Source organism: Jannaschia sp. L-14R, assembly GCF_056857695.1.
In genome coordinates, this window is record NZ_JBSXNP010000009.1 from 191,457 (window position 1) to 208,801 (window position 17,345).

22 protein-coding genes are annotated in these 17,345 nt (G+C 62.6%); 12 read left to right on the top strand and 10 right to left on the bottom strand.

Features of this window, described 5'->3' with window-relative positions:
- Nucleotides 1-46 precede the first annotated feature (46 nt).
- Nucleotides 47-700 carry a MarC family protein gene (locus tag AC13C2_RS05285; RefSeq protein ID WP_175495838.1) on the top strand — a complete coding sequence of 218 codons (654 nt, stop codon included), beginning with the start codon at nt 47-49 and terminating at the stop codon, nt 698-700.
- Nucleotides 701-818: 118 nt separating this feature from the next.
- On the opposite strand, the gene AC13C2_RS05290 is transcribed toward AC13C2_RS05285, so the two are convergent.
- The 4 genes from AC13C2_RS05290 to purC all read right to left on the bottom strand — a co-directional run bounded on the left by AC13C2_RS05290 (nt 819) and on the right by purC (nt 3,387).
- On the bottom strand, nt 819-1,853 hold the full coding sequence (locus tag AC13C2_RS05290; RefSeq protein ID WP_482886148.1) for a zinc-binding dehydrogenase: 1,035 nt from the start codon (nt 1,851-1,853) through the stop codon (nt 819-821).
- Between the two features lie 226 nt (nt 1,854-2,079).
- On the bottom strand, nt 2,080-2,277 hold the full coding sequence (locus AC13C2_RS05295; protein ID WP_092762329.1) for a CsbD family protein: 198 nt from the start codon (nt 2,275-2,277) through the stop codon (nt 2,080-2,082).
- A 98-nt stretch (nt 2,278-2,375) separates the two neighbouring features.
- Nucleotides 2,376-2,618 carry a phosphoribosylformylglycinamidine synthase subunit PurS gene (purS, locus tag AC13C2_RS05300; protein WP_092762328.1) on the bottom strand — a complete coding sequence of 81 codons (243 nt, stop codon included), beginning with the start codon at nt 2,616-2,618 and terminating at the stop codon, nt 2,376-2,378.
- A gap of 7 nt (nt 2,619-2,625) precedes the next feature.
- The gene (gene purC / locus AC13C2_RS05305) at nt 2,626-3,387 is read right to left on the bottom strand and encodes a phosphoribosylaminoimidazolesuccinocarboxamide synthase (RefSeq protein WP_092762683.1); all 762 of its coding nucleotides are present in this window, start codon (nt 3,385-3,387) and stop codon (nt 2,626-2,628) included.
- A gap of 139 nt (nt 3,388-3,526) precedes the next feature.
- Here purC and AC13C2_RS05310 point away from each other — a divergent pair, with 139 nt between their 5' ends.
- The 3 genes from AC13C2_RS05310 (at nt 3,527) to AC13C2_RS05320 (ending at nt 5,923) form a co-directional block, all read left to right on the top strand.
- Entirely contained in the window at nt 3,527-3,847 is a 321-nt protein-coding gene (locus tag AC13C2_RS05310) for a DUF1476 domain-containing protein (RefSeq protein ID WP_092762326.1), read from the top strand.
- A gap of 166 nt (nt 3,848-4,013) precedes the next feature.
- Nucleotides 4,014-5,024, top strand: coding sequence for a betaine--homocysteine S-methyltransferase (gene bmt, locus AC13C2_RS05315; RefSeq protein ID WP_339641896.1), 1,011 nt, complete (start codon nt 4,014-4,016; stop codon nt 5,022-5,024).
- Nucleotides 5,024-5,923 carry an endonuclease/exonuclease/phosphatase family protein gene (locus AC13C2_RS05320; protein ID WP_482886149.1) on the top strand — a complete coding sequence of 300 codons (900 nt, stop codon included), beginning with the start codon at nt 5,024-5,026 and terminating at the stop codon, nt 5,921-5,923. Before bmt ends, AC13C2_RS05320 begins: the two co-directional genes overlap by 1 nt.
- Before the next feature lie 56 nt (nt 5,924-5,979).
- Here the strand turns inward: AC13C2_RS05320 and AC13C2_RS05325 are convergent, their stop codons facing one another.
- On the bottom strand, nt 5,980-7,023 hold the full coding sequence (locus AC13C2_RS05325) for a PA0069 family radical SAM protein (protein WP_092762320.1): 1,044 nt from the start codon (nt 7,021-7,023) through the stop codon (nt 5,980-5,982).
- 162 nt (nt 7,024-7,185) lie between these two features.
- Here AC13C2_RS05325 and AC13C2_RS05330 point away from each other — a divergent pair, with 162 nt between their 5' ends.
- Nucleotides 7,186-7,884, top strand: coding sequence for a corrinoid protein (locus AC13C2_RS05330; RefSeq protein WP_482886150.1), 699 nt, complete (start codon nt 7,186-7,188; stop codon nt 7,882-7,884).
- A 297-nt stretch (nt 7,885-8,181) separates the two neighbouring features.
- On the opposite strand, the gene AC13C2_RS05335 is transcribed toward AC13C2_RS05330, so the two are convergent.
- The gene (locus AC13C2_RS05335; RefSeq protein WP_482886151.1) at nt 8,182-8,673 is read right to left on the bottom strand and encodes a gluconokinase; all 492 of its coding nucleotides are present in this window, start codon (nt 8,671-8,673) and stop codon (nt 8,182-8,184) included.
- A 120-nt stretch (nt 8,674-8,793) separates the two neighbouring features.
- Between AC13C2_RS05335 and AC13C2_RS05340 the strand changes: the two genes are divergently transcribed.
- The 7 genes from AC13C2_RS05340 (at nt 8,794) to grxD (ending at nt 13,108) form a co-directional block, all read left to right on the top strand.
- Nucleotides 8,794-9,006, top strand: coding sequence for a hypothetical protein (locus AC13C2_RS05340; protein WP_482886152.1), 213 nt, complete (start codon nt 8,794-8,796; stop codon nt 9,004-9,006).
- Nucleotides 9,007-9,010: 4 nt separating this feature from the next.
- The gene (locus AC13C2_RS05345) at nt 9,011-9,325 is read left to right on the top strand and encodes a YbjQ family protein (protein ID WP_482886153.1); all 315 of its coding nucleotides are present in this window, start codon (nt 9,011-9,013) and stop codon (nt 9,323-9,325) included.
- The gene (locus tag AC13C2_RS05350) at nt 9,322-9,945 is read left to right on the top strand and encodes a DUF1638 domain-containing protein (RefSeq protein ID WP_482886154.1); all 624 of its coding nucleotides are present in this window, start codon (nt 9,322-9,324) and stop codon (nt 9,943-9,945) included. Before AC13C2_RS05345 ends, AC13C2_RS05350 begins: the two co-directional genes overlap by 4 nt.
- Before the next feature lie 70 nt (nt 9,946-10,015).
- Nucleotides 10,016-12,175: a phosphoribosylformylglycinamidine synthase subunit PurL gene (gene purL, locus AC13C2_RS05355; protein ID WP_482886155.1), complete on the top strand. Its 2,160-nt coding sequence runs from the start codon at nt 10,016-10,018 to the stop codon at nt 12,173-12,175.
- A gap of 67 nt (nt 12,176-12,242) precedes the next feature.
- Entirely contained in the window at nt 12,243-12,485 is a 243-nt protein-coding gene (locus AC13C2_RS05360; RefSeq protein ID WP_339645234.1) for a BolA family protein, read from the top strand.
- On the top strand, nt 12,482-12,742 hold the full coding sequence (locus AC13C2_RS05365) for a hypothetical protein (RefSeq protein WP_474520575.1): 261 nt from the start codon (nt 12,482-12,484) through the stop codon (nt 12,740-12,742). Before AC13C2_RS05360 ends, AC13C2_RS05365 begins: the two co-directional genes overlap by 4 nt.
- 3 nt (nt 12,743-12,745) lie before the next feature.
- Nucleotides 12,746-13,108 (top strand): Grx4 family monothiol glutaredoxin, encoded by a 363-nt coding sequence (grxD, locus tag AC13C2_RS05370; RefSeq protein ID WP_339645240.1) that lies wholly within the window; start codon nt 12,746-12,748, stop codon nt 13,106-13,108.
- A gap of 86 nt (nt 13,109-13,194) precedes the next feature.
- Here grxD and AC13C2_RS05375 read toward each other — a convergent pair whose 3' ends face one another.
- The 4 genes from AC13C2_RS05375 to AC13C2_RS05390 form a co-directional block, all read right to left on the bottom strand.
- Nucleotides 13,195-13,419, bottom strand: a complete 225-nt coding sequence (locus AC13C2_RS05375) for a hypothetical protein (RefSeq protein ID WP_474520576.1) — start codon at nt 13,417-13,419, stop codon at nt 13,195-13,197.
- A 122-nt stretch (nt 13,420-13,541) separates the two neighbouring features.
- Entirely contained in the window at nt 13,542-15,005 is a 1,464-nt protein-coding gene (gene der, locus AC13C2_RS05380) for a ribosome biogenesis GTPase Der (protein ID WP_092762298.1), read from the bottom strand.
- 82 nt (nt 15,006-15,087) lie between these two features.
- Entirely contained in the window at nt 15,088-16,413 is a 1,326-nt protein-coding gene (locus AC13C2_RS05385; RefSeq protein WP_092762296.1) for an outer membrane protein assembly factor BamB family protein, read from the bottom strand.
- Between the two features lie 40 nt (nt 16,414-16,453).
- Nucleotides 16,454-17,113 carry a hypothetical protein gene (locus AC13C2_RS05390; RefSeq protein WP_482886156.1) on the bottom strand — a complete coding sequence of 220 codons (660 nt, stop codon included), beginning with the start codon at nt 17,111-17,113 and terminating at the stop codon, nt 16,454-16,456.
- Between the last annotated feature and the right edge of the window lie 232 nt (nt 17,114-17,345).

Genomic DNA, 17,345 nt, shown 5'->3' on the forward strand with positions numbered 1-17,345 from the left:
GTTAGGACAGCCGTTTTCAACCCATCGCCAAGAAAGACTGCCCATCATGGACTGGACCGCCCTTACGAAAGAGCTTGTGACGCTTCTGGTGGTTATAGACCCTGTCGGCTCGATCCCGGTCTTTCTGTTCGCCGTCCAGAATGTGCCGCGTCATCTGCATCGACGGTTCGCATTGCGGGCCGTCGCCATCGCGGCCATGGTGTTGCTGTCGTTTCTCGTCGGGGGCCAGTTTCTTCTGGAGACGCTGGGCCTGCGGCTGGGATCGTTTCAGATCGCGGGCGGGGTCATCCTTTTCCTGTTCGCGATGACGATGATCTTCGGCGATTCCAAACCGTCCCGCGAAATCGAGGAAGCTGAACGCGATCACCTGGCCGGCGCGGTTTTTCCGCTCGCCATGCCATCTATTGCCTCGCCCGGCGCGATGCTGGCGATCGTGATCCTGACCGACAACAATACCGAGTCCGTTTTGGACCAGGCCGTTACCGCCGGGCTTCTTATCATCGTCTTGATCGTGACAACGGGGCTATTGCTGGCGGCAAGTTTTGTTCACCGTTTTATCGGCAACACCGGCGCGAGCGTGATCAGCCGGGTGATGGGGATCGTGCTGGCAACCATCGCAGTGGATTCGATCCTGGGAGGCTTCGATGCCCTCGGCGTGCTTAATGTCGCACCCGCGCCCGTAGAAACTCCGCTAGGGTAGATGCCCGCGTTCGCACACCCGCTCGGAAGGCGATGCGGTGCATTTACCGATCATTCGGTCAAAACCAGGAGATGGGCGAAATGCTCTCTGGGTTCGAAATCGCCATTTACCCATGTCCCTACCCGGCAAAATCCGTGATGACGGCCACGCCCGGAGGGGTCGGGCCATTGAATGCGGCGAGTTCGGCAGATGTATCGGACAAAGCGACCTCGCGGGCGATGAGGGGGGACATATCGACCCTGCCGCTGGTGATCAGGCCGAGCAGTGACGGAAAACGCCAGCCGGGCATGCCGCGCGTCCCATAAAGCGCGAGGTTGCCTTGATAGACAGCGGACATGTCGACATCCATCCGTGCGGTGTGACCGACGGGCATTCCGACCTGAACATGACGTCCCAGCACGCGCAGGCAGTTCAACGAGGCGTTGACGGTAACGGGAATGCCCAGTGCCTCGACGCTGACGTGAGCCCCGCCTCCGGTGATCTCCTTGATCTGCGCTGCAGTGTCGTCGGATGCGAGGACGGCGGCGTCGATGCCAAGCGACAACGCATGGTCGAGCTTTTCCTGCACCACATCGACGACCACGACATAGGCACCGAGCGCCTTGCCCAGAAGGGCCGCCGACAGCCCGATTCCGCCGGTGCCGTGGACGGCCAGCCATTCGCCCGCCTGCAATGCCGCACGCCCGGTCAGCGCGTGCCATGACGTCGTGACGCGACAGCCAAGGCCTGCAGCGACGGTCGGCGACAGGGTCTCCGGCAGGCGGGTCAGGTTGTGATCGCGGGGCACGGCAACATATTCGGCGAAGGCACCCGGTTCGATAAACCCCGGCAGACGTTGATCGAAGCAGGTATTCTGTTGCCCCGCGCGACATTGCGGGCAGATGCCACAGGCAAGGATGAAGGGGGCGACCAGTTTGTCTCCGACCCCAAACTGCGCATCCGGACCAGCGGCCACCACTTCGCCGCAGTATTCGTGACCTCCGATCTGACCGGGTTTGACGCGCGGGTGTTCACCGACCCAGCCGTGCCAGTCGCTGCGACAGACGCCGCAGGCGATGGTTTTCAGGACGACGCCATCCGAAGGGCAGTCCGGGTCGGGGAAATCCTCTATGACCAGGGGTTGGTTGTAGGCTCTGAGAATGGCGGCGCGCATGGTGTCTCTCCTCCGGTGCCATGAGGTTTTGCCGGGAGGATAAGATTGTAAAGGATTCGCGAGACCGGGTGGCAAGCTGACAAGGTGCAGGGAGGGTCTTCTGGACCGGGGCGGGGCGGGACATCTGTCGTCGCAGTGACTGTTGCGCAAACCGGTGCGACCGCAAACGAAAAGCCCCGGCCGCGCGGGGGCACGACCGGGGCAGCACACTTCGATCGTCAGACGATCAAAGCGAGTCGATCCAGTTGTCGACCTTGCGCTTGGCGGTTTCCTTGTCGTCGCCGTAGCGTTCCTGAATCTTGCCTTCCAGCACTTCACGGTCGCCGTTGGCCTGCTGGATGTCGTCATCGGTCAGATCGGCCCATTGTTGCTTGGCCTTGCCGGTAAATTGCTTCCAGTTACCCTGTACTTGATCCCAGTTCATCGCGTCTCTCCTTGCAGGTTGAGTTACGGAGATTGAACGCAGAAGGGCGCGCCATCGTTCCCGACAGCGCGCCCTCATAAGCCAGACTTGGCCGTTCCTTACATCTCGATGCGGTAGCTTTCGATCACGGTGTTCGCCAGCAGTTTGTCACACATCGCAGTCACGTCGGATTCTGTGGTGCCGGATGTCACGTCCAGTTCGATCAATTTGCCTTGGCGGACACCTTCGACGCCGCGAAAGCCCATCGTGCCCAAGGCGTGGCGCACGGCCTCGCCCTGGGGGTCGAGAACGCCCTGCTTGAGCATGACGGTCACGCGGACCTTCCTGGTGTCTGCTGTCATCGGAGCCTCAGTTGATCAGATGCGGCTTGGTCGCCGGGGCGGAGTTGGTGGGCAATACACCCAGACGACGCGCGACTTCGGTATAGGCATCGGTCAGCGAGCCCAGGTCGCGGCGAAACACGTCCTTATCCAGCTTTTTGCCGGTTTCAATGTCCCACAGGCGACAGCTGTCGGGGCTGATTTCATCGGCCAGGATAAGACGCTGGAAATCATTGTCCCAAATGCGTCCGACCTCGATCTTGAAATCAACCAGCTTGATCCCGACAGCCAGCATGCAGCCCGACAGGAAGTCATTTACCCGAAGGGCAAGTGCAACGATATCGTCCAGATCCTGCTGCGTGGCCCAACCGAAGGCAATGATGTGTTCCTCGGCCACGAGCGGGTCGCCCAGCTTGTCGTCCTTGTAGCAGAACTCGATGATCGGGCGCGGCAGAGGCGTCCCTTCCTCAATGCCCAGACGGGTCGAAAGGCTGCCCGCGGCGACGTTGCGCACGATGATTTCCAGCGGAATGATCTCGACCGCGCGGATCAATTGTTCACGCATGTTCAGACGCTTGATGAAGTGCGTCGGCACACCGATCTGACCGAGGCCGACCATGAAGAATTCGGAAAGGCGGTTGTTCAAAACGCCCTTGCCGTCGATCACGTCCTTCTTTTCAGCGTTGAAGGCTGTCGCGTCGTCCTTGAAATACTGGACCAGCGTACCCGGCTCGGGGCCTTCATACAGGATCTTGGCCTTACCTTCGTAGACCTTCTTGCGTCTGGCCATCATATCCTCGGGGGTGAGTTTGGTCGCGGTTCCGGCAGTCCATAAGCCGATCCATCCGCTTTGCCAAGCGAAGCGGCTTGCAGCGGCAGGTCAGGCTGCGCATATCGAAGGGATAATTGATTTATCCGGGAGTCCACCCATGGCCGACAACTTCAAAGACCGCGAAAAGAGTTTCGAGAGCAAGTATGCGCATGACGCCGAAGTCCAGTTCAAGGTCGATGCGCGACGCAATCGTCTGCTGGGCGAATGGGCCGCAGAGCTTCTGGGCAAGGAAGGCGACGAAAAAGCCGCCTACGCCAAGGAAGTCGTCAAGGCCGATTTCGAGGAGGCGGGAGATGACGACGTGCTGCGCAAGGTCGCGGGTGATCTGGGCGAAAAGGTCCCCACAGCCGAGATCCGCGCCAAGATGGATGCGTTGATGGTCACCGCCAAGGAACAGGTGATGACCGAATTGAAGTGAGATCTGCTGCGGTCAGGCTTGCGGGCCTGATCGTCCCGCCCTGCCGGGGAACTGCGGTGCAGGCGTATTTGCGCGCACCTCATGTTTTTCATGCATAATATGAATTTGCCTGCGCGCCGCGCCCGCGCGAGAAGGCCCCCCTTCCTTTCCGTCCCGGAGACTGTCCATGTCCAATGCCCTGACCGACCTGCTCAAGACCCGCGACTGGCTGCTGACAGACGGGGCTACGGGCACGACGTTGTTCAATATGGGACTGACGTCCGGCGATGCGCCCGAAATGTGGAATGAGACCGAAACCGACAAGATTCGCGCGCTCTATTCCGGTGCGGTCGACGCGGGTTCGGACATCTTCCTGACCAATACCTTCGGCGGCAATGCTTCGCGACTGAAACTTCACGGTGCCGAAAAACGCGCCGGAGAGCTGTCGCGGATGGGGGCGGAAATCGGACGGGAAATTGCAGACAAGGCCGGGCGTACGGTTGTCGTCGCCGGTTCCATGGGTCCCACTGGCGAGATCATGGCACCGATGGGACCGCTGACGCATGAGATCGCGGTCGAAATCTTCCACGATCAGGCCGAGGGATTGAAGGCAGGCGGAGCCGATGTGCTCTGGGCCGAGACAATTTCCGCCCCCGAAGAGCTGCGTGCCGTGGCCGAAGCCGCAGCATTGGCCGACATGCCGTGGTGCGTCACCATGAGCTTTGACACCGCGGGCCGCACCATGATGGGCACAACGTCGGGCGAGATGACCCGGATCATCGGCAAATTGGCGCATCAGCCGGTTGCTTACGGGGCGAACTGCGGCGTGGGGTCGTCGGACCTGATCCGCACCCTCATGGGTTTCGGCAAGGGATCGGGGCCGCTGATCGCCAAGGGCAACGCGGGCATTCCCAAATATCACGATGGCCACATCCATTACAACGGCACACCCGAACTGATGGCAGATTACGCCGTTCTTGCGCGCAATGCCGGGGCCACGATCATCGGGGGCTGCTGCGGCACGACGCCCGACCACCTGCGGGCGATGCGCGCGGCGCTGGAATCCACGCCCAGAGGTCCGGCCGCGCCTTTGGCCGAAGTGGCCGAGCGGCTGGGCGGGTTTTCGTCCGACAGCGACGGGACCGACGGCAAAGGCCCGACGCGGGATCGGACCAGCAGACGGCGCGCACGCGTCTGATGCGTCGGTCCCTGCGCGGTCTGTCGGTCGCCGTGATCGCGGCGAGCGTGATTTGCGTGCTGGCCGCGATGGCTGCATGGTGGTTACCCGCGTTCGATTCGCTGCGGATCGTGTCGCCCTATGCGGCTGTCGTCATCCTTGGTCTGGCCATGCTTGGCCGGGGTCTGACGCAAGGGATGCGATGGGCGGTTCTGCCCGTGGCCATGATTGGCATATGGCCGGTGGTGGATCTGACCTGGCCGGTCGCCAATGCCGCCCCGACGGATGCAACGCTGCGATTGTTGCAGCACAATCTGTATTACAAGAACCCGGCGACGGATCTGACCGCGCGGCTGGGTGATTTCGATATCGCCACCCTTCAGGAGACGCGTGGGGCCAGGGTCGCGCTTTCCGGATTGCCGCCCGGATGGACCGTTATCACCTGCGGGGATAAGACATTGACGCAGAAGGCAGTGGTATCTCGGTTTCCGGCCCTTGCCTCCGGATGTCTTGCGAACGGCGAGGCCTGGATGCGGGTCGAGACACCGGGTGGCGACGTCACCATTGTGTCCCTTCATCTGGTTTGGCCGTGGCCAGCCGGTGGAAATGCGCAGGCCCGACAGGTCGCGCGACTGACATCGGATCTCGCAGCCCTGCCAGGTCCCGTGATTATAGGCGGCGATTTCAACCAGATGCCCTGGTCGGCTGCTACCACCCGCATTGCAAGGGCCAGTAACACACGACCGATCGACGGCATTCGCGCGACATTTATCAAGAAGAATGGCCTCGTTCGCCTGCCGATCGACCACGTTCTGGTACCGCCGGGCTGGAACGCCCGCGCGACCGTCACAGGACAAAATGGATCGGACCACGAGGCTGTCTTGGCGGAGATCAACGTTGGACGGAGTGTCGGCGGATGATCGACTTGAGACACAGGCTTCTCCATCCTGCGGGCACGCGTCGGCGGCACAGCCCCCTAGAACAACGACATCTGCGATCCTGGTACGCTGAACAGATCGGTCCGGAGCGGCGGCAGACGCGAAACAAGTCCTGTCTCTCGGCAGGCCCGCTCGAACCGTTTTTGCAGCAGGTCGGCATGCACACCCTTGCCGCGCATCCGGTGACCGAAGCCAGCATCATAGAGCTTGCCCCCGTGAAACTCCCGCACCCGATTCAACACCTTGCGGGCGCGGTCGGGGACATGGGCACGAAGCCATTCCTCGAACAGGGGAGCGACTTCCAGCGGCAGGCGCAAGGGAATCATGCTGGCAGCGACTGCACCCGCGTCGGCGGCGGCGCGCAGGATCGCCTCGACCTCGTGATCGGTCAGACCGGGAATCACCGGGCTGACCATGACGCGGACCTGGACACCGGCATTCGCCAGCCGTTCGATCGCCTTCAGTCGGCGCGACGGGACCGGCACCCGCGGCTCCAGTCGACGGGCCAGCGCGTCGTCCAGCGTCGTAACCGACAGGCCGACGCGGCAAAGCTCCGGCCCCATCTCGGTCAGGATATCCGCGTCGCGTTCGACCATCACGCCCTTGGTGGTGATGCCGACCGGATGGGCGTGGTCGCGCAGGACGCAAAGCAATTGCCGCATGATCTTCCGGTCGCGTTCGATGGGCTGGTAGGGGTCAGTGTTCGTGCCGATGGCGATCAGCTTCGGAACATAGGATCTGGCTGCCAATTCGCGCGTCAGGGCGGCGGCGGCGTTCGGGCGGGCAATCAGCCTGGTCTCGAAATCAAGACCCGGCGACAGGCCAAGCCACGCATGCGTCGGGCGGGCATAACAATAGATGCAGCCGTGTTCACAGCCGCGATAGGGGTTGATCGACCGGTCGAACCCGATATCGGGCGATGTATTGGTCGAAATGACCCGACCCACCACTTCATCCCGCACCTCGGTCCGCAGGGTATCCGGCAAGGGCGCATCGCGCTGAAACGCCTCGTACCGGCCAGTGTCGTTGGACAGGGCCCCCCGGGCCACAAGCCCTGGATAATCGTGCCGTTCATGGCCCATGATAACCCTCGTTCCCAAGTCTGGCGAATGAGAACATATGTAGAACACTTATCCCGATCCGACAAGAGGCGTCGCCCGATGCGCGCCCGATGTCGCTTTCCGCGCTGACCCCTGCGCTGCGAACCCGCAATTCTCGATCATTACCGTGCCCCGGAGGCCCCCATGTCCGACGATGACGAAATCATCCTTGCCGATCTCGATGACGAAGAACTCGTCGCGCAGATGTTCGACGATCTTTACGATGGCCTGAAGGAAGAGATCGAGGAAGGCGTGAACATCCTGCTCGAACGGGGTTGGGAACCTTACGATGTTCTGACCAAGGCGCTAGTCGGTGGAATGACCATTGTCGGCAACGATTTCCGCGATGGTATCCTGTTCGTTCCCGAAGTCCTGTTGGCGGCGGGCGCGATGAAGGGCGGTATGGCGATCCTGAAACCACTTCTGGCCGAAACCGGCGCGCCCCGCGTCGGCAAGATGGTGATCGGCACGGTCAAGGGCGACATTCATGACATCGGCAAGAACCTCGTCGGCATGATGATGGAGGGCGCAGGCTTTGAGGTCGTGGACATCGGCATCAACAATGCCGTCGACAATTATCTGGACACGGCCAAGGCCGAAGACGCTGATATCATCGGCATGTCGGCCCTTCTGACGACGACGATGCCGTATATGAAGGTCGTGATCGACACGATGGTTGCGCAGGGCATCCGCGAAAATTACATCGTATTGGTCGGCGGCGCCCCCCTGAACGAGGAATTCGGCAAGGCCATCGGTGCAGATGCCTATTGCCGCGATGCCGCCGTCGCGGTCGAAACGGCGAAAACATGGATGGCGCGCAAGCATAACCAGATGTCGGCCTGAAGGCGCGATTCGGCCGGGGTCGGAGGGGGCGCTGCCCCGCCCTTTGGGGCCCCCGGAATATTTTACGAGCAAAGAGGCGCGCGCACCCCGAGCTCAGTTTGAACCCGCCCGCCAACACGGAAGTTTCGGATGCGCGAGACTTTGTGCGTCATTTCGCCAGCGGTCCCCATGATCTTGGCACCAAAACAACGCTGCCCCAGCCGGCCTACGGCGTTGAGCCACAGGCTGGGGCGCAGGCGAACGGATTGCCTGCAAGGGTCTGCTTTCGACCTTATCTGCCCATCAAGGTCAGGGCCATCACGCAAGCGCGCGCAGCCGGTTCATGATATCGCCCAGCACACGGGCAGGCGGGCGCGTGATATCGACCTCGACCGCGATTTCACCCGGCGCAAATCCCTCCAATGTAGCCAGTTGGCTGTCCAGCAAGGAGACCGGCATGAAATGCCCCTCGCGGGCCTTCATCCGTTCGGCAATTACTTCGCGCGGACCCGTCAGGTGCACGAAGATCACCGATCCGGCGTGTTTGCGGATACGATCCCGGTAAATCCTCTTGAGCGCCGAACTGGCCACTACCACGGTGCCCTGCCCCTGAGCCAATCGCTGCCCCACAAGATCAAGCCAGGGCGCGCGGTCCATGTCGTTCAGCGGCTCGCCCCGCGCCATCTTGGCGACGTTGGATTTCGGATGCAGGTCATCGCCGTCGATGAACGTGCCGCCAAGGGCATCGGCCAGCATCCGTCCCATCAGGCTCTTGCCCGTCGAGGTCACACCCATCACGACAATTCTCAAGTCAATTCTCCTCCGCATGGCCTTGCGAAGCTGACTTCGACGGACAACGACGTCAACGGGCCATTGGCAGGGCGCGCCATCGTCCCCATACTAGGAATACGTTTTTCGTCGGAGACCGCCATGCCGCTGGACCGTCTTGTCCTGATCCTCGTGATCGTGATTGCCGCCGCCGCCGCAACGGTCTGGCTGGCGGCGGTCATCGCGGCATCGACCATGATGCCGATCGGAATTTTCGCCCTGATTCCCGGACTTCTGGTGGCATATGTGGTTTGGCGCGTGGTCGCGGACCGGTTGGGCAGCGACGACGACGATCACTACGACAAGATGGAGTAGGACGATGATCCTGACGACGACGGATGCCGTGCCGGGGCGCGAGATTACCAGCTGTTTCGGGCTGGTCAAAGGATCGTCCGTGCGCGCCAAACATATCGGGGCGGATATCGTTGCCAGCCTGCGCAACCTGGTGGGCGGAGAGGTCAAGGAATACGCGGCCCTTCTGGCCGGGACCCGCGAACAGGCCATTGACCGGATGGTGGCGGAAGCGCGCAAGATGGGTGCCGATGCCATTGTCGCCATGCGGCTGGAGACATCGACTATCACGGATGGTGCGTCGGAAGTCATAGCTTATGGCACAGCGGTGAAATTGACGTGACGCCGGATGCTACGCTTACCGCCAGCGGGCCTGAGGCGACCGGCAAGGGCCGTGTCCTGATCGTGGCATGCGGGGCTCTGGCGCATGAAATCCTTGCGGTGAAGGCGGCCAACCGGCTGGATCATATCGACCTGCATTGCCTGCCGGCCATCCTGCACAACCACCCCGAAAAGATCGCGCCCGCCGTGGAAGCCGCCATAGCGGCGCGCGCCGGAGGGTATATGCGGGTCTTCGTGGCCTATGCCGACTGCGGCACCGGCGGCGATCTGGCGCGGCTGTGTGACCGGCTGGGCGTCGGCATGATAGAGGGGCCGCATTGCTATGCCTTCTTCGAAGGGCTGGGCACTTTTGCCGACCGCGACGAGATTGATGCCTTCTATCTGACCGATTTTCTGGCGCGGCAGTTCGATGCCTTCGTGACGCGGCCTTTGGGCCTGGACCGGCATCCGCAGCTGCGGGACATGTATTTCGGGCATTACACCAAGGTCGTCTACCTGGCTCAGACCGATGACCCCGATCTGACCGCCAGGGCGCAGAAGGCGGCCGACAAACTGGGGTTGGCCTTCGAACGGCGGGCGACAGGGTATGGCGACCTTATTCCAGCGATCAAGCAGGCCTAAGGCAGGGCTTCACCCCCCGGCCACCCTGCCCTATGACACGGACCAAGCCGCCGCGCCCCGGAGACCGTGCATGCAAGACCCCGACCTGACACCAGACTTGATCGCCGCCCACGGGCTGAGCGACGCAGAGTACGACCGCATTCTGGAAATCATGGGTCGGGAACCGTCGTTCACCGAGCTGGGTATCTTTTCTGCGATGTGGAACGAGCATTGTTCCTACAAATCATCGAAGAAGTGGCTGCGCGGGTTGCCGGTCGAAGGGCCCCAAGTCGTCTGCGGACCGGGCGAGAACGCGGGCGTGGTCGACATCGGCGACGGGCAAGTCGTCGTGTTCAAGATGGAGAGCCACAACCACCCGTCCTACATCGAACCCTATCAGGGGGCGGCGACCGGCGTGGGGGGCATTCTGCGCGACGTATTCACCATGGGCGCGCGGCCCGTCGCGGCGATGAACGCATTGTCCTTCGGCGAAGTGTCGCACCCGAAGACGCGGCAGTTGGTACATGGCGTGGTCGAAGGCATCGGTGGATATGGCAATTGCTTCGGCGTGCCGACGGTGGGTGGCGAGGTTCGCTTCGACGCCAGCTATAACGGCAATTGCCTTGTGAACGCCTTCGCGGCGGGCATCGCGGACGCGGACAAGATCTTCTATTCGGCGGCCAGCGGCGTGGGGCGTCCGGTGGTCTATCTGGGTGCCAAGACCGGGCGCGACGGCGTCGGCGGAGCGACGATGGCCAGTGCCGAGTTCGACGATACCATCGAGGACAAGCGCCCGACGGTGCAGGTCGGTGACCCATTCACGGAAAAGCGGCTGATGGAGGCCACGCTGGAGCTGATGGCGACAGGTGCGGTCGTGTCGATACAGGACATGGGCGCGGCTGGCCTGACCTGTTCTGCGGTCGAGATGGGTGACAAGGGTGGCCTTGGTATCCGGCTGGATCTGGACCGCGTGCCAGTGCGCGAAGAGAACATGACCGCCTATGAGATGATGCTGTCCGAGAGCCAGGAACGCATGCTGATGGTCTTGGACCCGGAGCGGGAGGACGCTGCCCGCGCGGTATTCGACAAATGGGATCTGGATTTCGCTATCGTCGGCGAAACCATTGCTGAAGATCGATTTCTGATCATGCTGGCCGGTGAGATCAAGGCTGATCTTCCGCTCTCGACACTGGCATCCAGCGCGCCGGAATATGACCGCCCCTGGGTGCCGACGCCCGCCCCCGCACCGTTGGCCCATGTTGCGGAGATCGACCCTGTCGACGGCCTGCGCGCCCTGATCGGCAGCGTGAATTACTGTGCCCGCGACTGGATAATCCGGCAGTACGACACGCAGGTCATGGGCGACACCGCGATCCTGCCGGGTCTGGATGGCGGCGTGATCAGGGTGCATGGCACCGACAAGGGGTTGGCCTTCACATCGGACGTGACGCCACGTTACGTCAAGGCAAACCCGGTCGAGGGGGGCAAACAGGCCGTTGCCGAAGCCTATCGCAACCTGATCTGCAAGGGCGCGAAACCGTTGGCGACGACTGACAACCTGAACTTCGGCAACCCCGAGAAACCTGAGATCATGGGTCAGTTCGTCGGCGCGCTGGACGGTATCGGCCAGGCCTGCCGCGCGCTGGACATGCCGATCGTGTCTGGCAATGTCTCGCTCTATAATGAAACCGATGGCACCGGCATCGACCCCACGCCCACCATTGGCGCGGTCGGATTGATCGACGTATTGGGCAGCCGCATCGCAGGTCCGGTGCACGAAGGCATGATCGCCCTTCTGTTGGGCGGCGAAGGCACGCACTTGGGTTGTTCGGCGTTGCTGGCAGAACATCTGAACCGGCGCGACGGCGATGCCCCCGTCGTCGATCTGGAGGTCGAGCGACGGCACGGCGAGTTCATGCTGGCCAACCGCGCCCTGATCACGGCCTGCACCGACCTGAGCGACGGTGGACTGGCGCTGGCCGCCTTCACATTGGCCGAGACATACGGGTTGGGTGTCACGCTGGACGTTACCGGCACCGCAGCCCTGTTCGGAGAGGATCAGGGCCGCTACCTGATTGCCTGCACCTTCGACGCCGCCGAATCGCTGATGGTCGCGGCTGGTCAAGCCGACGTTCCGCTTGCCATGGTGGGTCAGTTCGGGGGTGAATTTGTCAAGTTCGGCCCCACCGAGACCCCTCTGGCAGGCTTGTCGTCATTGTATCGCGGTGCGTTCGAAGCCGCCTTTGCCTGAACCAACGCGACTTGTCCGAAACCACTTCGACGCCTATTTTCAGGTATGACACCACGAGGAACCGCCAATGGCCATGCAGGCACGTGATATCGAAGACCTGATCCGCGAAACGTTTCCCGACGCGCAGATCACCATCACCGACCTTGCGGGCGACGGGAACCATTATGCCGCCGAAGTCGTTGATGCGTCCTTCGCAGGCAAGTCGCGGGTGGCGCAGCAGCGCGCGGTCTATGCGGCCTTGAAGGGCAAGATGGACGGTGCGCAGGGCGAATTGCATGCGCTGGCCCTGACCACTCGTGCGCCAACATGAGTAGCCTTGCGGCCTGGATCTCGGCGGGGATTCTGACGATGCTGGTGGCCCGCGCCGTCTGGGTCCTGCGGTCCGAGGCCGCGCAGGAGGACGACGGGCGCCCCCGTGGCATCCCACCCGGCGACGGGTATACCGAAATCACAAGCGACTATTCTTCGGGCCTGGGCGGGGGCAATCAGCTGACCACCCGTGTCCCGCAAGACCCACAGGAATACGCGCGCAGCTTCGTTCCGAAGCGCGACAGACAAAGGAGCTGACAGATGGCCGACGCCAAGACCAAGATAGACGAAATGGTGAAATCCAAGGATGTGGTGCTGTTCATGAAAGGCACCAAGGCGATGCCGCAATGCGGATTTTCCAGCAAGGTGGCCGGGGTGCTGAACTACATGGGCGTCGATTATTCCGATGTGAACGTGCTGGAAGACGCCGACATCCGCCAGGGCATCAAGGAATATTCGGACTGGCCGACCATCCCTCAGCTTTATGTAAAGGGCGAATTTGTCGGCGGATGCGACATCATAACCGAAATGACCCTTTCGGGCGAATTGGACACAATGCTGGAACAGAACGGCGTCACCTATGACAAGGACGCCGCGAACAAGATTCGCGAAGCCAACGCCTGAACAGCCAGAATGGTGACAGACATGCCGAAGGCGCGCGTCCCGACAGGGTCGCGCGCCTTTTTTAGGCCTGAAGGTTACTGGTGAGGTTACTGGTCGGTATTTTCCGCCGGGGCCGCGAAACGATCGCAGAATTCCTCGCAGATGATGTCATCGCGGGCCAGAGAGACCTGAATTTCGGTGGACTGGGTCTCGAACGCAGTGAACAGAACTGCCGTAACTGCAAGTCCCAGTGCGACAAGCGTGGCCGTCAGGACCACCCAGTCAACGGTCACGGCACCGGAATCGTCTGTCAGGAAGGTATTGAGCATCATTGCAGCGGGTTTCCTTTGAATTACCCCCCGACATAGACGGTCATATTGGCCAAAACTGTGGCGTAACCCGTTCTGAACTTGGGAGTTTTAGAAACAACGGTATCCGTCGCCCGATCCCGCGGTCACTCCGGTTTGCGCCCCAGCGTATGTTTGCGCAGGCGTGACGGCTCGACCCGCCTGCGGTTCTTGTAGGGGTTCGCATCGCCCTGCCCACGAAGGTGCAGACGGATTGGCGTGCCCGGCATGTCGAAATCGACGCGCAGCCCGTTTACCAGATAGCGGGAATAGCTTTCGGGCATCAGGTCGGGGTGCGAGCACATCACGACGAAGCCCGGCGGCCGCGTCTTGACCTGCGTCATGTAGCGCAGGCGAATGCGTTTGCCCTGCGGTGCGGGCGGCGGATGCTGTTCCAGCATACCCGCCAGCCAGCGGTTCAGCGCCGCGGTCGGGATACGACGATTCCAGACTTCATGTGCCTTGAGGATCGCCTCTTGCAAGCGGTCCATGCCGCGGCCCGTCTTGGCGGACACGGTGACAAGCGGCGCGCCGCGAAGTTGTGGCAGAAGGCGTTCGAACTGCTCTTTAAGGGCAGCCAGCTTTTCCTGCCGGTTCTCCTCCAGGTCCCACTTGTTGACGGCCACGACAACGGCGCGGCCCTCGCGTTCGGCCAGGTCGGCGATCCGCAGATCCTGTGTCTCGAACGGAATGTCGGCGTCCAGCAGAACGACGACGACTTCGGCGAACTTCACGGCCCGCAGACCGTCGCTGACCGACAGTTTCTCCAGCTTTTCGACGACCTTGGCGCGCTTGCGCATCCCGGCCGTATCGAACAGACGAGTCGGCACACCGTCCCATTCGAAGTTGACCGAGATGGCATCGCGCGTGATCCCGGCCTCGGGTCCGGTCAACAGGCGTTCCTGGCCGATGATCTGGTTGATAAGCGTCGACTTACCCGCGTTCGGACGGCCCACGACGGCGATTTTCAGGGGGCGTTTGACGGTCGGGGCCCAGTCGGCCTCCTCGCCGATATCGTCACCGTCGACGGAAACGTCGGTATCGGCTTCCTCGTCCATCTCCTCGGCTTCGGCTTCGGCGGCGTCGATCAAAGGGCGCAGCATTCCGGCCAGCTCCGCCATGCCTTCACCGTGTTCGGCAGACAGGGCCAACGGCTCGCCCAGACCCAGCGAATAGGCCTCCAGCAGGCCGGATTCGGCGGCGCGGCCTTCGCATTTGTTGGCGGCCAGAAAGACCGGGTGGCCCTTCTTGCGCAGGATTTCGGCAAAGACCTGATCGGTGGGCGTCACGCCGACGCGGGCGTCGATCACGAAAAGCGCGGCATCGGCCATGTCGACAGCGCGTTCGGTCAGACGGCGCATGCGGCCCTGAAGGCTGTCGTCAGTCGCTTCCTCCAGGCCCGCGGTGTCAATCACCGTGAACTTCAGGTCGCCCAGACGGGCAGAACCTTCGCGCAGGTCGCGTGTTACGCCGGGCTGGTCATCGACCAGCGCCAGACGTTTGCCGACAAGACGGTTGAACAGGGTGGATTTGCCCACATTGGGCCGTCCGACGATGGCGAGGGTGAACATGGGGCACAGCTTCCGAAAACTCAGAGACGCCGCCTAGCGCATCTCGTGGCCAACGACCAGAGAGGTTTCGCCGCCCTGCCGCTCAGCGGAAGGCGAGCAGGGAACCCTTGCGGCTGACAACATAGAGCGCGTCGCCAAAGGCGATCGGACGTGAGGCCGCGCCACCCGGCAGGTCGACGGTCGCCGTCAACTGACCAGATGTCGGGTCGAAGCCACGCAGCACACCGTCGGATGACGCCACCCAGAGGCGTCCGCCAGCCAGAACCGGGCCATAATGCGCATAAATGCCCTGACGGCGCTTGAGCCGCTGGTTGCGATAGAACGGCAGGTCCGACCGCCACAACACCTGACCCGTCGCCGCGTCCAATCGCAAAAGTTGCGCCCGATCGGACACAGCGAACACTGAACCACCCGCGACGGTCAGCGGCGAAACCGCACCTTCGTTCGCCGTCCATATCCGGTCCCCCGAGGAGGTCGACAGAGCGACCATGCGACCAGACGATGTGCCAACAAAGGTCGATCCGCCCGACACGACCGGATCCCCGGTGATATCGCCAACGCCGTTATAGGCCACGCCCCGGCGACGGCCCGAGACAGGGCTGCCCCAGACACGCACGCCGGACTGACGCAGGGCGGCAACGACTTCGCCTGATCCAAAGGGAAACAGGACAGCGCGATCGGTGATCGCGGGTGCCGGCGCGGTGGCCATGACACTGGTCGATGGCGCGGCGGAGAGGTCCCACTGGATGCGACCGGTATCGGCGTTGATGGCCCAGGCACGATTGTCGCGACTGACCACATAGACCAGCCCCCCGGCAACTTTGGGTGTGGTGATCGGCGCGTCAAGACGCTGAACCCAGCGTTCGCGGCCCGTTGCGGCGTCCAGCGCATGAAGATCACCGAAGCCCGTCGAGACGAAAACCGTGCCGGCCGCGACGGCCACGCCCCCGCCGGACGCATCGCTGGCCCGCTCGGAGCCGGGGACAAGGTTGCGGGACCAGATCGTGCCACCGTTCAGGGCGGTAGCGGTCACGCCGGAGCGTGCATCGAGGGTATAGATCCGACTGCCGTCCGAGACCGGGTCGGCCGTGATACGCTGACGACGGCTGTCACCTGCCCCGATATTTGCCGACCAGACCAGTTGCGGCGCGGCGGACAGCGTTGCGTGCGGCGGATCGTTCAGCACGTTGCCGACGCGCATCGGCCAATCGTCCAGACGACGGGGCGCGGCAAGTGACAGCGCAGGAACCGCGACGGCATCGGTCACGGTTTCGGATGCGGCGGCGATCACGCCGATACCGCTGTCATTGCGCACCGGAAGCCGTTCACCGGGAAGGATGACTTCTTTCTCGGCACAGCCCGAGATCGTCAGCCCGACGCTGATCAGAATGCCCGCGATTGTTCTCATGGTCCTGCCCTTCAGTCGTCCCCGTCAGCCCGTCCGGTGTTCACGCCGGTTCAGGCAAAGCGCCCAACGCTACAATCAACTGCTGGGCGCGTCGGCGCAAGGCTTGCGTGGCCTCGGCGTCTTCGGTCAGCGCGCGCAGAAGCGTCAGTGCCGTCTCCTCGTCTCCCGCGTCCAGTGCCGTAAGGGCCTGAAGTTCGATGGCCATGGACCGGAACGGCGCGCCCGGCGCGGCCAGTTCTTCCAGAATTGCGCCATCACGCGCGGCATCGCCGCTGCCCCCGGCCAGCATCGCCTTGATCAACGCCAGGTGCCGATAGGTGGTCGCCAGATCCGGCGTGTCGGCCACGGCCAGAAGACGGTCGCGGGCCGCCTGTGCATCGGCATCATCGCCATCCAACGCGGCACTGGCCTGCAACAGGCCCAGGATCGCGACCTGATTAGCGTCAGCAGGTTCGATGCCGGCAAGCGCGGCGCGGCGGGCGGCAACATCCTCGGCTGTCAGCGCAGCCATCACGGAATCGCCGAATGCCTGGGCTTTCTCCGCCCTGTTGGCACGAGACCATTCCGTCCAGGCTGCACCGCCGACGATGCCGATGACGATCAGCGCGGCGACCCATCCCCAGCGCCGCAGTAACGCATACAGACGGTCGCGGCGCACCTCTTCGCTGATCTCGTTGATGAAGCTATCCGGATTGGACATGCGGCCCTCCTGCAGGTGTCGGCGCGTTCTAGCGCAGGGGACACGACGCGCCAACCCGCAAAGGCTCTGCCATGGCATTGTGCGTGCAGGGGCACGTCTGTGGCGCGCATTTGGGCACATTGGCATATGGCATTATTCAGCATATCGGGGGTCTTGCTGATCAGACCCATCCACATTAAAAACTAAACCAAACGGTTTACCCGACTTTGGCATGTTGCAAAGATCAGTTCCC